Below are 15,363 nucleotides of genomic sequence, written 5' to 3'. Positions count from 1 at the left end.
ATCTGAGATCAGTATTCATAAAAAGCCGTCTGCCAGGTGATCCCTGCAGACAGCTTTTTTACATTGGATGAAATGAATAGGGTATTCAATGTCTTCCATGTCCACCACCACCGTGACCGCCGCCACCCATATGTCCACCGCCGCCACGGGCCATACCGCCGCCTGACATATGAGGCTGTGAAAAATGTGGCTGGTGTTGCATCGCTACCTGGTGATTGCCGCCACCGTTGTTAAAATGATTTTCTCCCCGGGCTGCATTAAAATGATTTTGTTCGCCGCCTGCATTATTAAAATGGTTGCTGCGATTGACATTATTATTAATATGGTTTTGTGCTGCTGCATTACCAGGTTGATTAAAATGATTTTGCTGTCCGCCTCCATGGTTCCCGTCAGATAACGTAGTTCCTTGTCTCACCTGGTGGTTGCCCACATGTCCGTTATTTCCTGCGGCCACCTGGTTTCTGTTGAGACCGGCCCTTTGTTCGTGCGATAGCTGTTCTGAAGTAGCTTGTATATGGTGGTCACGCATGGCTACCTGTTCTTCGCGGCCGGGTCTTGCGGTAATGCCACCAGGCCCGTTGAAGCTGCTGCGGTTGTTGACAACCGTTCTGTTGTTGATATAGGTATTATTAACGTAGGTGTTATGAATCACCGTGGTATTGATATTCGAATACGCGGTATTGTAATGGTAGGCATTACCCCGCCACATACCGCCGTAGAAGCCGGATCCACCGTAGCCATAGCCATAATTAACGCCGCCATAAAATCCTACGTGAGGACCCCAGTAGCCGCTATGCCAGCTATAAATGCCACCTACAAATCCCCAGTAACCAGGGGTCCAGAGCACGCCAACGCGTGGTGGCCGCACCCATACGCCCGGTATCCAATAATAACCTGCAGGTCCATACGCCCAGTAACCCGGCGTCCAGATATATCCGTCATACGGACAAGGTGGTTGGGTATATACCTGCAATGGAGGAGGAGCCACCCGGATGGATACGCCAACACTTACCTGCGCATACGTTGCAGATCCGGTTCCCGTTACTGCTGCTAACAACAGTAAGGCAATGATGACCTTTTTCATGATTCAATGTGCTTATTCGTGATCTTGGACGGCATTGCAACAAAGAAGTTTAAAAACTAATAATCTACAAAATTTGTAGACTAATAAAATTATGTTTACTTTTACGCCGTTGTTTAAAGCAGGAGCACTGTTATCACTACTTACAGCAGAAACGAAAACCCTTTATAGTTTTTAGCACCACCACGTAAAACTATTATCGGGCGACAGTGGCTGTGACAACAACACTATTCTCAACCAACTAAATTATGCCAGATGTCAACATCTAACATCTTCACTATCAGCGGCGAGACAAGGTGCTGTTTCGTCTGTAGAACAATGTAGTAGCCATTTTCCGGCGCCTTCTTTATTTCTCTTATTCATTCATGCTGCTCATTCAACCAGATGACATAGGGCGTGCTATGCCCTTTACTAAGACTGTTTAGGCTTTCCTGCTATCTGATGTAGTCATTGTACTGATCAGCACACTAAATGCTGTTTAAAAATGCGACAAGCTTTACGAAATATGAACCCGCTAAAGACCGGGTTATTCCTGTTACTTTTTTTTCCTGCCGTCATACTGGCCCAGACTGGCACTACGCCACTGATCAACTCTCATTTAACGGGTCTGGTAGTAGATGCCAAAACGCATGATCCGCTGCCGGGAGCTGTGGTGAACATCAAAGGCACTACACATGGTGTTTCTACCGATGCTGCAGGACGATTTACTTTTGTTACCGGCCAGAAATTCCCGTATACACTGATCGTCAGCTATATTGGTTACCGCCGTCTGGAAATCATTGCCAATGGTGCACAGATAGAAGTTCCCCTGGAGCCGGTACAAAGCCAGTTGAATGACGTGGTAGTAGTAGGTTATGGCACACAGAAAAAAAGTGACCTTACCGGCGCGATTGCTTCTATTTCCGGACCACTGCTCAAACAACCGGTCAGCTCTATAGACCAGGCACTGAAAGGCGCAGTTGCGGGTGTACAGGTTACCCAAACTTCCGGTCAGCCGGGTGGAGGTGTTAGTATCCGCATCCGCGGCGGTAGCTCCATACAGGGTGGCAACGAGCCCCTCTACGTGATAGATGGATTCCCCATTTACAACAGTTCCGCAACTCCGGGCATTCTCACAGGTACCCCGGTAAACCCGCTGGCCAGCATCAATCCATCGGATATTGAAAGTATAGATATTTTGAAAGATGCCTCTGCAACAGCCATCTATGGCTCCAGAGGCGCCAACGGCGTGGTGATCATCACCAGCCGCAAAGGCAGGGCCGACAGAAGTAACGTCACCTATGAAGGTACTTATGGTGTACAGTCGCTCCGCAAAAAAATAGATGTGCTTAATGCCCATGATTTTGCGATACTCAGAAATGATGCTTTTTATGATACAGATCCTTCCAAAGGAAAGTTCCAGTACCTCTCACAGGCAGACATCGACAAACTGGGTACCGGCACCGACTGGCAGGATGCGGCTTTCCGCACAGCCGCACAGCAGAACCATTATCTGTCGGTCAGCGGAGGCAACGCCAAAACACGCTACCTGATTTCCGGTAACTATTTCGATCAGGATGGGATTATAAAGAATACGGACTTCTCCCGCATTGGTGTACGTGCTAACGTAGATGCGCAACCGTATGAAAGACTGAAGATCAGCGCCCATCTCGCCATCAGTAAATCCGATGCGAATGTGGCGCCTTCCGGCATTATCACTTCCCTGTTACAGATGCCGCCTACGGCTACTATCTATGATCCCAATGGAGGATATACACTACGAAATCCTTTCGAGAATATTTTCGCGAATCCAATTGCAACGATACAGGAACAGATTAATAAATCTACTGCCAACCGCCTGCTGGGTACCGCTTTCGCGGAATATGCCATCATAGAGGGACTCAACCTGAAAGTATTACTAGGAACGGATGTAAATAACACGACTGAAAAGAATTACATACCGGCGTCTATCTATGAAGGACTGTTAACAAAAGGCAGCGCTGCCAAAGGATCTTATAACAGTTATTCCTGGCTCAATGAAAATACCCTCTCTTACAACCGCAGCATCAACAAACATTCGTTCGATGTATTAGTGGGCTTTACACAACAGGAATTTAAAAGTGACATCACGAGGGCCGGTGCACAGAAATTTGTAACAGATGACCTGACGTATAATAACCTGCAGGGCGGATCTACATTGACCCGGCCATATTCTGATGCTACAGCATGGGTGCTGCACTCTTATCTCTCCCGTATCAACTATAACTATAACAGCCGCTATTATTTTACGGCCAGCATCCGTTCTGATGGTTCTTCCCGGTTTGGCAAAGGCAACAAGTGGGGTTATTTTCCCTCTGCTGCTGCTTCGTGGAGAGTGAGCAACGAATCTTTTTTTGCTCCCCTCGCAAAAAAAATCAGTGACCTGAAACTCAGGGCCAGCTTTGGTACTACCGGCAACCTGGAAATAGGAGAGTACCAGTCGCTCGCCACCCTGTATACCCTTGGTTATCTTTTTGGGAAAGATGTGGCCACGGGATTTGCTCCGTCCCGTTTAGCCAATGATCAACTGGGCTGGGAAAAAACATACCAGTACAATGCCGGCATAGATATCGGTTTTCTCGACAACCGGCTCCTCCTTACCCTCGATGGCTATTATAAAAAGACAACCAACCTGCTGCTGAACGTGGAAATACCCTGGACTTCCGGGCAAACCTCCTCCCTGCAAAACTTTGGTACCGTAGAAAATAAAGGGGTGGAAATAGGCATCAGCAGTAAAAACTTCGTAGGTGCGTTTACGTGGAGTACTGATCTGAATGTATCCGTTAACCGCAACAAAGTGTTAACCATAGGCAATGGTGCGCAGTCTTACATCAACGGTAACTATATTATCCGTGTAGGGGAGCCATTGGGAAGCTTTTACGGCACCGTAACAGATGGTATTCTGCAAACAGGAGAAGAAGCGAAGAAAGGAAAACTAACGGGCAACGCAGTACCTAAACCTGGTGATCGCTTGTATAAAGATATCAGTGGCGATGGCAGCTTTACCACGGCGGCAGACAGAGCAATCATCGGGAATGCACAACCGGACTTTATTTTCGGTCTGACCAATAATTTCTCGTGGAAAGGATTTAACCTGACGGTATTACTGCAGGGGGCTTATGGTAATAAGATACTCAACTCCAACAGGCAATCACTGGAATTGTTTAACGGTCAGCAAGGGGCTGCCTCTTCCGCGCTGGATCGCTGGACACCAACGAATCCAAGTCAAACGATTCCCCGTGCAAAGCTGGATCCCGCGCCGGTTTTCTCTGATAGGTTTATTGAAGACGGTTCTTTCCTGCGCGTGAAAAATGTAACGCTGGGTTACACGCTGCCTAAACGGATCACGGGTAAAATTTCCGCTATCAACGTATTTGCATCTGCACAAAATTTATTCACCTGGACAAAGTATACCAGCTTTGATCCGGAAGTAACTTCCGGCAACAACGTTTCTCCCGGAACAGATGCAGGTATTTACCCGGTATCCCGCACTATCAGCGCCGGCGCAAGAGTTACTTTCTGATCCATATTTATCGCTCACAAAAAAATCAGGGCACATGAAAAAGATACGCATCATATATATTGCAATACTGGCCATCGTTTGGGCAGCCTGCTCCAAACTGGATGAGCAACCGGAATCGGTAGTTACCTCCAATAATTTTTATCAGAATGAAGCAGAGGCCACTGCTGCTGTTACCGCGGCCTACCGGAAATTATATGAAACCGGGCAATCGCTTTACAATAGTTTGTTACAGATAGGAATGGAAATGGCGACAGATGATTATGAAGCCGGACCACGCGCCCGCAACGCGCATGTACGGGCACTCTCCGGTCTCACTCATGATGCCTCCAACGATCGGATGGAGCAGCTGTGGAAGCAAAGCTTTGACGCCATCAACGTTTCCAATATCGCCATCGATCAGATTGCATTGATCAGAAAAGAGAGTATATCCGAAACCGTTAGAACACGTTTGATCAATGAGGCGAAGTTCCTGAGGGCATTACATTATTTTAATTTAGTGAGATGGTTTGGCCCGGTGCCACTGGTACTGCATGCTCCCGCGTCATTGTCTCCTGATGTATTGTATGTAGAGAAAGCACCGGAAGAGGCGGTATACAAACAAATTATCCAGGATCTGCAGGATGCGGAACATTTACCTGCACCATCAGAATACGGTCCTGCCGACATAGGTCGCGCTACGGCGGGTTCCGCAAAGAGTCTGCTGGCCAAAGTATATCTCACAAAAAAAGACTGGCAGCTGGCGGCCGACAAAAGCAAGGAACTCATAGACCTGCATTGGTATAGCCTATTTGAGAATTTTGCCGATGTATTTAATGTGGCAAAGAAGAACGGAAAAGAGCATATTTTCTCCGCGCAGTTTCAGGGTAATTCTGCCTACCAGGGTAATAGTCTCGCCAGTCGATCGGCCCCCAATGAAGTACCTGGTATCAACGGCGACTATGCCGATGCATTACACAAACAGGGAGGGCTATACGAAAGTTTTGGTGAAGGAGATGCGCGCAGAAATGTTACTTTCATTACGCAGATGACCAGCCCCAGCGATGGCAAACTATATACCTTTGAACCGCACCTGAATAAATACTATGATCCGGCCGTAGTGGGCAGCCAGGGCGAATCTTCCAAAAACTTACCGATCATCAGATATGCGGAAGTATTGCTCATTTATGCAGAGGCGCTGAATGAAGTGAATCAGGGGCCTTCCGCAGCGGCATATGATGCTATTGATGCCGTAAGACAACGATCCGGCGTTCCCCGCCTGTCAGATGCAGCACCTGGTTTGAGTGTAGCAAATTTCCGGGACAGCGTTTTCCAGGAAAGAAGAAAAGAGTTTGTATATGAATACCAGCGCTGGTTTGATTTGGTGAGAAGAGGTCCCGACTACTATGTAAAAGTGCTGAAAGCGGCGGGTAAAACACTGGCGGCGCCCCGGCATATTCATTTTCCTACACCACAACGGGAATTAAACCTGAATCCTAAATTAAAACAGGATCCATTGTGGGTAAACTATTAACACTGCCACTTCAGATAAAACACCAACGGATGAAAAAAACAATGATCGCCCTCGTATTGCTCAGTATCAGCTACTGGAGCTTTGCGCAGCAAAAACAAGCTTCCCGGCCCAACATTATCCTGATCATGGTAGATGATATGGGATATTCTGACATTGCGCCGTATGGCTCGGAAATACAAACGCCCAATCTCAGCAGACTGGCTGCAGAAGGATTACGGCTGCAGGAGTTTTATAACAACTCCATTTGCGCACCCACCCGTGCTTCCTTGCTCACGGGACAATCCAACCATAAAGCGGGTGTTGGCTATTTTAATGTAAACCTCGGTTTGCCCGCCTACCAGGGCTACCTGAACCGCGAGTCACTTACATTGGCGGAAGTATTGAAACAAGCCGGCTACAGCACCCTGATGTCTGGTAAATGGCATGTGGGCGATGATAGCATTGCCTGGCCTAATCAACGGGGCTTCGACAAATTTTTCGGCTTCATAGGCGGCGCCAGCAACTACTTTGATATTGGCAACTACACCGATAAAGTGCCACCGGTGCCGCTGGTAGAAAATAACCGCTCCTTCAATCTGGAGCCGGGACATTATCTCACCGATGAAATTGCCGGTCATGCTGTGAAATTCCTGGATGAGCAAAGCAAAGGAAACAATCCGTTCTTTTTGTATGTCGCTTACAATGCACCCCACTGGCCATTGCAGGCGTTGCCCGAAGATATCGCAAAGTACAAAGGCCGGTATGCGATAGGTTGGGATTCGTTGCGTAATGAACGTATTGCACGACAAAAAAAGCTGGGTATCATCCGTCCCGATGCCACCATTGCACCGGATCCGGAAGTGCCGGCATGGGGGAGTCTGACCTATGACGAGCAACAGTTGTGGCAAAAGAAAATGGAAGTGTACGCTGCAATGATTGATCGCATGGATCAGGGCATCGGCAAAATATTAGCGAAGTTAAAAGAGCTGAAGAAAGACGATAATACCCTCATCGTTTTTATTTCTGATAATGGTGCCCAGGGAGGTTTTATACCTACCGGCAGAAAAAGGCAACGTAGCTCCGGGCCTATTGGTACCGCAGGATCTTACGACTACCAGGAACAGAGTTGGGCGCATGTGTCTAACACGCCGTTCAGGTCATACAAAGCGAGTGCCTATGAAGGTGGCATCAGCTCTCCGCTGATTGCCTGGTATCCTGCAAAGATCAAAGCCGGCAGCATCGTACGCGGTACTGCCCACCTGATAGACCTGGCGCCTACATTTTATGAAATAGGTGGTGCTGCCTATCCATCTACCTATAACCATATTACTACCAATCCCTTACCCGGCGTAAGTTTGACCCAGTTGTTGTTTGCGCAGCAGGAGATCAGCCGCAAAGTGCCACTCTTCTGGGAACGTGCAGGTAACAGGGCTGTAAGACAAGGTAAGTGGAAGCTGATTTCTTCCTGGCCCTCCAAACAATGGGAGCTGTACAACATAGAAACAGACCGTGCAGAAACAAAAAATCTCGCGACGCAGGAACCACAGGTGGTGAAGGAACTGGCATCGGCATATGATAACTGGGCCAAAGAAAATGACGTGGTAGACTATGATAAGATCAAGCCTGCCGGTCCTGCAGGATTTGCGGGTCCAACCGGTGGTAGTCAACCTGCAACTGGTAAACGCCGCGATGCGCAATAAATAATGCAAAATATACTTGTGATGAAAAAACTATTCACTGCTTTAACGGCAGCTACCATACTGGCATCTAACGTAGATGCACAAACGAAGAAGCCCAATATCATTCTTATTGTCGTAGACGATATGGGATATTCTGATCTCGGCGCTTACGGTTCCGAAATACATACGCCAAATCTTGATCGCCTGGCCAATGAAGGGCTGCGTCTGAAGGAGTTTTATAATAACTCTATCTGTGCACCTACCCGTGCATCATTATTGAGTGGCCAATATCAGCACAAAGCAGGTATCGGCTATTTTGATGTAAACCTCGGCCTGCCTGCCTATCAGGGTTTTCTGAACAAGGAATCGCTGACACTGGGAGAGGTGCTGAAAACAGCGGGCTACAGCACCCTGATGTCCGGTAAATGGCATGTGGGGAATGATAGTCTCTCCTGGCCTAATCAACGAGGCTTTGAAAAGTACTATGGCGTAATAGGTGGTGGCGCGGACTACTTCGATGCGAAGCCTATGCCGTTGGGTGGTGGACAGTACCCGGTGGTGCTGGTAGAAAATAATCAGCGTCTGCATCCGGCAGATAACAGCTATTATTTCACCGATGAAATTGCCGGTCATGCAGTGAAATACCTGGAAGAGCAAAGCAAAACCAACAAACCTTTCTTCTTATACCTGGCCTTTAACGCGCCACACTGGCCATTACAGGCTTTGCCGGAGGATATTGCCAAATATAAAGGGAGATATGATATTGGTTGGGACTCGCTGCGCCGCGAACGCCTGGTACGACAGCAACAACTGGGCATACTGGATCCTCGTCAAACGGTGGCTCCCCGCGATGAGGAAGTGCCGGAATGGAATAGTCTTACCTGGGATGAAAAGCAACTCTGGAAATCAAAAATGGAAGTGTATGCCGCCATGGTGGACCGGATGGACCAGGGCGTAGGCAAGGTGTTGGCCACGCTGAAGGCTTTGAAGAAAGATGATAATACCCTCGTAATATTTATTTCTGACAACGGCGCACCAGCAGAAGACGTAGCACACTGGGGGCCGAAAGCAGCCAGGAACACCGGCCCTGTAGGTACTGCGGGTTCTTTCGAATCACAGGGCAAAAACTGGTCTTTCGTTTCCAACAGCCCCTTCCGATCGTTTAAAAACTTTATGTATGAAGGAGGTATCAGTTCCCCGCTGATAGCGTGGTTCCCTGGTAAAATCAAAGGTGGTACTATCGCGAAAGGTACTGCTCACCTGATTGACCTGGCGCCTACTTTTTACGAAGTAGCGGGTGTAAAATATCCGGAAAAATATAATGGCGTAAAACCAAATGCCTTACCGGGCAAAAGCCTGACCGGATTGTTTTTCCATGATGTAGCACTGAACCGGGAAACGCCTATTTTCTGGGAACGCGCAGGGAACAGAGCGGTGAGAAAAGGCAAGTGGAAACTGGTATCTATCTACCCACAATATCGTTGGGAATTATATGACCTGGACCAGGACCGTGGAGAAACCAATGATGTGGCAGGAAAAAATACGCAGGTGGTGAATGAGTTGTCTGCCGCTTATTTCGACTGGGCGAAACAAACCGGTGTAGTGGAATATGATAAAATAAAACCGGCTTCTTTTTTTGATAAGAAGCCGGCGAAATAATATGGAAGTGTTGATAATTGCTCCCTGTAATGTTGTTTACAGGGAGCAATTACTTTTATAAGATCGTCAGGTTCTTAGCCTTGTAAGGCTGCAGCTCAGGACTATCAGCGGGTAGTTCAGTAATCAGGTAATGGATATCCTGCAGGTCCGCTATTTTCATCTTCATAGAAGAATTCAGTTTCTCCGAAATAGCCAGTATGGCTACTTTATCGGTCGCCTTGATCATTGCTTTTTTTACCTGTATGGTTTCCCAGTCCGAATCCGTGAGGCCATTCACCGGATCTATTGCGTTGGTACCAATGATACAGAGATCTGCTTTGATGTTGGAAAGATATTCAAATACTTCCCCGCTTACTGTCATCTGGCTATAGGCGGATATTTGTCCGCCAATCACAATCGTTTTTATCATCGGCTTATCAAGTAGCTCTACTGCGGTGAGTACGTTCACCGTAATAAAGGTAGCGCGCAGGGTAGCGGGAATCTTTTTGATGAACTCCCGGATGGTGGTACCACCACCAATCAGCACAATCATATCGTTCCAGAGTAGCTGCAGTGTTTTTTCTGCAATCACCAGTTTATTGTTCTGTGCATAGGTCTGTGATTCGTGACCATAGTGGTAGGCGATCGACATGGCGCCCCCCTTGATCTTCACTACTTCCCCGTCATCCGCCAGCTCATTTACATCGCGCCGGATGGTATCTTCTGACACATTGATCAGGCTCACCAGTTCGGTGTATGTAATACGGGTGTGGATGTTCACCTGTTGTATAATTAACTGCTTCCTCGCTTTTTTAGTGAGTGAAACAGGAGGAAGCTGATCCTGGGTGTTAGTACTATCCATAGCGTTGCGACGATTCAAAGGGTGATGATAGTTAAAAATCCCAGCATTTGCAAAGATTCGGACTGCCGGGTAAAATAATACTAGCGCAAAAATATAGGTTCGTCCCTGATTTTGCACTTTTATTACAAGAAATAATTTTTCTGCAAAAACTATAAATTAATAAAATATTAATAATCAGATAGTTGATGCCTTAATGATTTCTTGTGGGTGCATAATTTGCAATTATTATTTGCAAATAATTTGCAGAAATGAATGTATTGTCTATTTTAGAGCAGTATTTCCGCATTATTTGAAAGAACTATCAACCAAACCACCATGATGAAAAATGTCATAAAACTGACAACTTTCACAAAACTGATTTTGCCTGTAATCGGCTTATTGTTTTGTCTTGGAAGTAAAGCTCAGACACCTGCCAACAAGCCATTATCCATTTCCGGTACTGTAAAAGGTCCGGATGGACAACAAATTATTGGCGCCACTATTTCCCTGTTATCAGCCAAAGGAGTGGGTGCCGTTACTGATGCAGAAGGAAAATTCATCTTACGCATTCCTGCTACACATCCGGCAGATATTACCCTTGCCGTTAGTTATATAGGGTATGAAAGGAAAGAAGTAAAAGTAGCGCCCGGACAAGCACCAATCAACATTCAGCTGGAACTTGCCTCCAAAGCACTGGGAGAATTGGTAGTAACGGCGCTGGGTATCAAAAAGGAGAAAAAAGCGCTGGCCTATGCAGTTACGGAAGTAAAAGGAAGTGATTTTACCCAGGCACGTGAAATCAATGTGGCAGATGCGTTGACCGGAAAAATTGCGGGTGTAAACTCTGCCAGTCTTGCTGCAGGTCCGGGTAGCTCCAGCCGTGTAACCATCCGTGGTACTGGTTCACTGAATGGAGAAAGCCAGCCGCTGTATGTAATCAACGGGATGCCTATTGACAATACCACACAGAGCGTTCCTGCCAGCGGCAACGGTGCTATTGGTCTGAACAGTGATCGTGGTGATGGTATCGGCGGTATTAACGCGGATGATATAGAATCCATTACGGTACTGAAAGGTGGTCCTGCTGCTGCGCTCTATGGCGCCCGTGCGGCCAACGGCGTTATCCTGATTACCACCAAGAAAGGCGTAAAACAAAAAGGTATTGGCGTAGATTACAACACCACCTTTACCGCAGAAACACCTGCTATTCTTCCTGAGTGGCAATATGAATATGGTTCCGGCCAGAACGGCGCCAAGCCAGCAGATAAATCATCTGCCATCAGCGCTGGTCGCTTGTCATGGGGACCTAAAATGGATGGAACCAATGTGGTGCAGTTTGATGGTGTAAGTCGTCCTTATTCTCCACAGAAGAATAACATTAAGAATTTTTACAGAACCGGTAACACCTTTACCAATACGGTTTCTTTTTCAGGTGGTAATGAAAGCACTACTTTCCGCGCCTCCCTGTCAGACATGAATAACCATGGTCTGGTTCCCAATCAGCATCTGAACAAAAAGATATTTTCAGCCAGCGTAAACTCCAACCTGAGCAAAAGGCTCACCGTAGAAGCATATGCACAGTACAATGTAGAGAAAGCAGAGAATAGAACAGGCGTATCTGATGCACCCGGTAACCTGAACTGGAGTACTTATATGCTGGCCAACACGGTTGATATCCGCAATATGAATCCAGGCTATGATAAAGATGGTAATGAAGTAAAATGGAATCCTTCTGACTTTGCCGGTAATCCTTATTTCATTCTCAACAAATTTGAGAACAATGATAACCGCAACCGCTTTATCGGTAATGTGAGCCTCAAATATAATATCCTGGATAACCTGTTTATCCGTGGCCGTGTAAACCATGACTATACGAATGCAGGTTATGTAGGTGTAGTCCCTTCCGGTACTGCCTATGCATCTGATGGATTTTACGCGCAATCCAGCACCGCTATCACAGAAACGAATAGTGAACTGACCCTGAACTACCAGGCTAAGTTGAGCAAGGACTTTGGTTTAACAGCCATGGCTGGTGGTAACCAGCGCAAAGGTAAATCTGATGCCATCATTTTTGACGGTAAAGGCTTCTTTGAACCCGGTTTTTATGACCAGTCCAATGTGAAAAATTTAAGCGTTAAAAATATTAACCAGCGCCAGGCAACCAACTCGGTATTCGGATCAGTAGACTTGTCTTTCAGAGATCTGTTGTTCATTTCAGCTACAGGGCGTAACGACTGGTTCTCTACGTTGTCTCCTAAAAAGAATAACATTTTCTATCCTTCAGTGGGCGCCAGTTTCCTGCTGTCAGAAGCGGTGAAAATGCCATCCTGGGTAAATTATGCAAAAATAAGATCATCCTGGGCGCAGGTAGGTGGCGGTGCACCTCTGGCTTATGCACTGAACCAAACCTACAGCATGGTACCCGGTGGTGGACATCTTGGTCAGCCATTACAAACACCTACCCAAACAAATGGTGTGGGCTCAGGTTTGTTGATTGCGCCTAACCAGGATCTGAAGCCATTTACCTCTACTACTATAGAGTTGGGGGTGGAAGGTCGTTTCCTGAACAACAGGTTGTCAGCAGACATTACGGTGTACAATCGTAAAACAACTGATGATATTATGCAGGCAGCTATTTCTCCTGGCTCAGGGTACAACTTTGCTTACCTGAACGTAGGTGAAATGAGTAACAAGGGTATTGAACTGATGTTTTCCGGTACACCTGTTAAGAAGAAAGATTTCTCCTGGGAAGTGAGCTTTAATGCGGCCTATAATAAGAACGAAGTACTGAAACTGAATGATGGTCTTGATAAACTGCAACTGGATGCGGCGGTAAACAGCTATGCTTTCCTTTTTGCAGAAGTAGGCAAGCCTTACAGCATGATCAAAGGATTCGGTGCAAAGAAGAATGCACAAGGTCAGACCATCTATAATAAAAACAACGGCTACGAAGTAACGGAGCAAAAAGATCTGGGAACAGGTATTTCTCCATGGACTGGTGGTATTACCAATAGCTTCCGCTACAAACAGTTTAACCTGAGCTTCCTGATCGATGGTAAATTCGGTGGCTATGTTTATTCCGGTACCAATCTGTATGCTACCCGTTTCGGATTGAATAAAATTACCCTGCCAGGCAGAGATAACGGATTAACCGTAACAGGTGTGGACACAGATGATAAGCCTTTTACAAAAACGTTTACCTACAGCACCGGTTTGCAGCAGTATTATGACAACTTCAAGAATATCTCTGAGAAATTTGTGTACGATGCGAGCTTCATTAAATTAAGGCAGGTAGTCATCAGTTACAACATTCCAGCGAACACACTGGCCTTTGCGAAAGTGCAGTCAGCCACCGTTTCGTTCGTTGCAAGAAATCTTTTCATTCTGTACAAGAACACACCGAATGTGGATCCTGAGTCTGCCTTCAGCAATTCGAATGCACAAGGTTTTGAAATGTTCGGTGTACCACGTACCCGGAGTTATGGTATCAACCTGATGGTAAAACTGTAGTTCACTCTTTAAAAAATTACTCATGCAACGATTTGCCAGATATAAATTTATATTACTCCTGGGGGCAGTATTGGGACTGTCATCCTGTGATAAGGGATTTGAAAAGTTAAACACAAATCCAAATGCTTCCACCAAGCCTAACGTCAACTTTCTCTTTACCCAGAGCCTGTTGAAAGGTAACCTGGTATACGACAGGGCTTATTTCTACACTTCGTATCTGCACTGTGGTAACTATGTGCAGCACTTTTCCATTGCCAAAGAAATCGGCGGGTCAGGTGCCGGGGATAAATATGCGGTGAATGACTTTTATCAGAGCTTTTACTACCGTTATATTTACACGAACGCGATTCTCACGCTGCAGGAAATTATCACGGCGCTGAAAGATCCAGCTATTGCCGGCGATAACGTAAATAAACTATCGGCCACCCGGATATGGAAAGTATTGCTGATGCAGCGCATTACAGATCTTTACGGAGACGTACCCTATTCAGAAGCAACACAGGGAAAGAACAGTGTGTTTTTACCAAAGTATGATGCGCAGTCAGATATTTACGCAGACATGCTGAAAGAGCTGGATGAAGCCATCAAAGCATTTGACGCCACGAAGGCTACTTTCGGTCCCGCGGATCTTTTATTCAAGGGAAATGTAGACCAGTGGAAGAAATTCGGTTACTCTGTGATGCTGAGAGTGGCTATGCGTACCAGCAAAGTAACAGACGGAAAAGTAGTGGCGAAGGATTGGGTACAGAAAGCAGTTGCCGGCGGTGTAATCCTGAACGGAACAGACAATGCCGTACTGGCATATAGTGATGGTCCGCAGATCTACAATAACAACCCGGTAGCCTTTGAGCTGGTAGGACAGGATTACAGCCTGAACTCCCATGGTGCAGATAACATCGAGTGGGGTAAATACAGTAAGACATGGATTGATTTTCTGAAAACGAACAATGACCCCCGGTTGGGCGTAGTATCCGTGGTGTGGAATAATAATAAACCTGATACGGCTGCTGCTATCCAGAAAGGAATGCTTAACGGAACGGATAAAAAAACAGCAGATTTTGTTACTTATTCAGAACCGAATCCGGCGACTGTTTTAAATAACGCAGCACCTTTGCTGTTATTAACCAACGCCGAAACCAATTTATTACTCAGTGAAGCTGCCTTACGTGGCTGGATTACCGGTGATAAAGCACAATTCTATAAAGATGGCGTAACGGCTGCATTAAAGAACTGGTCGCTGTTTGGCCCGGCAGGTGTAATATCCGGCACCAAGATCGATAAATACCTAACCGACCATCCGTTTAATGCAGGTGGTACGGTGGATGCACAGATGAATCAGATCCATACGCAATTCTGGGCAGCATTATTCCTGGACGAACAGGAAGCTTATGCTAACTGGAGACGTACCGGTTTCCCTGTACTGACACCGGTTAACTATGTAGGCAATGCCACCGGAGGAACTATTCCCCGTCGTTTACCTTATTCAGTTGCGGAACAGGGCATCAATGGTGCACATTACCGTGAAGCTGTCAGCAGACAAGGTGCAGATTTATTAACAACCAGAGTTTGGTGGGATAAATAATT

8 protein-coding genes are annotated in these 15,363 nt (G+C 46.5%); 6 read left to right on the top strand and 2 right to left on the bottom strand.

Going from position 1 to position 15,363, the window contains the following annotated elements; translation table 11 throughout:
• Positions 1 to 85: 85 nt before the first annotated feature.
• The gene (locus AC1DCV_RS17025; RefSeq protein WP_477024259.1) at positions 86 to 1,084 is read right to left on the bottom strand and encodes a YXWGXW repeat-containing protein; all 999 of its coding nucleotides are present in this window, start codon (positions 1,082 to 1,084) and stop codon (positions 86 to 88) included.
• Positions 1,085 to 1,586: 502 nt separating this feature from the next.
• Here AC1DCV_RS17025 and AC1DCV_RS17020 point away from each other — a divergent pair.
• From AC1DCV_RS17020 to AC1DCV_RS17005, 4 genes are read left to right on the top strand one after another with little or no spacing between them, the layout of a single operon-like run.
• Positions 1,587 to 4,622, top strand: coding sequence for a SusC/RagA family TonB-linked outer membrane protein (locus AC1DCV_RS17020; RefSeq protein ID WP_477024258.1), 3,036 nt, complete (start codon positions 1,587 to 1,589; stop codon positions 4,620 to 4,622).
• Between the two features lie 34 nt (positions 4,623 to 4,656).
• Positions 4,657 to 6,132: a RagB/SusD family nutrient uptake outer membrane protein gene (locus AC1DCV_RS17015; RefSeq protein ID WP_477024257.1), complete on the top strand. Its 1,476-nt coding sequence runs from the start codon at positions 4,657 to 4,659 to the stop codon at positions 6,130 to 6,132.
• A gap of 29 nt (positions 6,133 to 6,161) precedes the next feature.
• Positions 6,162 to 7,811, top strand: coding sequence for an arylsulfatase (locus AC1DCV_RS17010; protein WP_477024256.1), 1,650 nt, complete (start codon positions 6,162 to 6,164; stop codon positions 7,809 to 7,811).
• A 21-nt stretch (positions 7,812 to 7,832) separates the two neighbouring features.
• Positions 7,833 to 9,449 (top strand): arylsulfatase, encoded by a 1,617-nt coding sequence (locus AC1DCV_RS17005; protein WP_477024255.1) that lies wholly within the window; start codon positions 7,833 to 7,835, stop codon positions 9,447 to 9,449.
• Between the two features lie 55 nt (positions 9,450 to 9,504).
• Here AC1DCV_RS17005 and AC1DCV_RS17000 read toward each other — a convergent pair whose 3' ends face one another.
• Positions 9,505 to 10,290 carry a DeoR/GlpR family DNA-binding transcription regulator gene (locus AC1DCV_RS17000; RefSeq protein WP_477024254.1) on the bottom strand — a complete coding sequence of 262 codons (786 nt, stop codon included), beginning with the start codon at positions 10,288 to 10,290 and terminating at the stop codon, positions 9,505 to 9,507.
• Between the two features lie 315 nt (positions 10,291 to 10,605).
• Here AC1DCV_RS17000 and AC1DCV_RS16995 point away from each other — a divergent pair, with 315 nt between their 5' ends.
• Positions 10,606 to 13,779 carry a SusC/RagA family TonB-linked outer membrane protein gene (locus tag AC1DCV_RS16995; protein WP_477024253.1) on the top strand — a complete coding sequence of 1,058 codons (3,174 nt, stop codon included), beginning with the start codon at positions 10,606 to 10,608 and terminating at the stop codon, positions 13,777 to 13,779.
• A gap of 22 nt (positions 13,780 to 13,801) precedes the next feature.
• The gene (locus AC1DCV_RS16990; RefSeq protein ID WP_477024252.1) at positions 13,802 to 15,361 is read left to right on the top strand and encodes a SusD/RagB family nutrient-binding outer membrane lipoprotein; all 1,560 of its coding nucleotides are present in this window, start codon (positions 13,802 to 13,804) and stop codon (positions 15,359 to 15,361) included.
• The last annotated feature ends 2 nt before the right edge of the window (positions 15,362 to 15,363 follow it).

This window comes from Chitinophaga sp. 10T418 (assembly GCF_056394125.1).
This window is presented reverse-complemented; position numbering and strand designations above follow the sequence as displayed.

Excerpts from the sequence above, each read along its gene's own strand:
- AC1DCV_RS17010 (WP_477024256.1), top strand. The coding sequence starts at position 6,162 with ATGAAAAAAACAATGATCGCCCTCGTATTGCTCAGTATCAGCTACTGG.
- AC1DCV_RS16995 (WP_477024253.1), top strand. The coding sequence starts at position 10,606 with ATGATGAAAAATGTCATAAAACTGACAACTTTCACAAAACTGATTTTG.
- AC1DCV_RS17020 (WP_477024258.1), top strand. The coding sequence starts at position 1,587 with ATGAACCCGCTAAAGACCGGGTTATTCCTGTTACTTTTTTTTCCTGCC.
- AC1DCV_RS16990 (WP_477024252.1), top strand. The coding sequence starts at position 13,802 with ATGCAACGATTTGCCAGATATAAATTTATATTACTCCTGGGGGCAGTA.
- AC1DCV_RS17005 (WP_477024255.1), top strand. The coding sequence starts at position 7,833 with ATGAAAAAACTATTCACTGCTTTAACGGCAGCTACCATACTGGCATCT.
- AC1DCV_RS17000 (WP_477024254.1), bottom strand. The coding sequence starts at position 10,290 with ATGGATAGTACTAACACCCAGGATCAGCTTCCTCCTGTTTCACTCACT.
- AC1DCV_RS17025 (WP_477024259.1), bottom strand. The coding sequence starts at position 1,084 with ATGAAAAAGGTCATCATTGCCTTACTGTTGTTAGCAGCAGTAACGGGA.
- AC1DCV_RS17015 (WP_477024257.1), top strand. The coding sequence starts at position 4,657 with ATGAAAAAGATACGCATCATATATATTGCAATACTGGCCATCGTTTGG.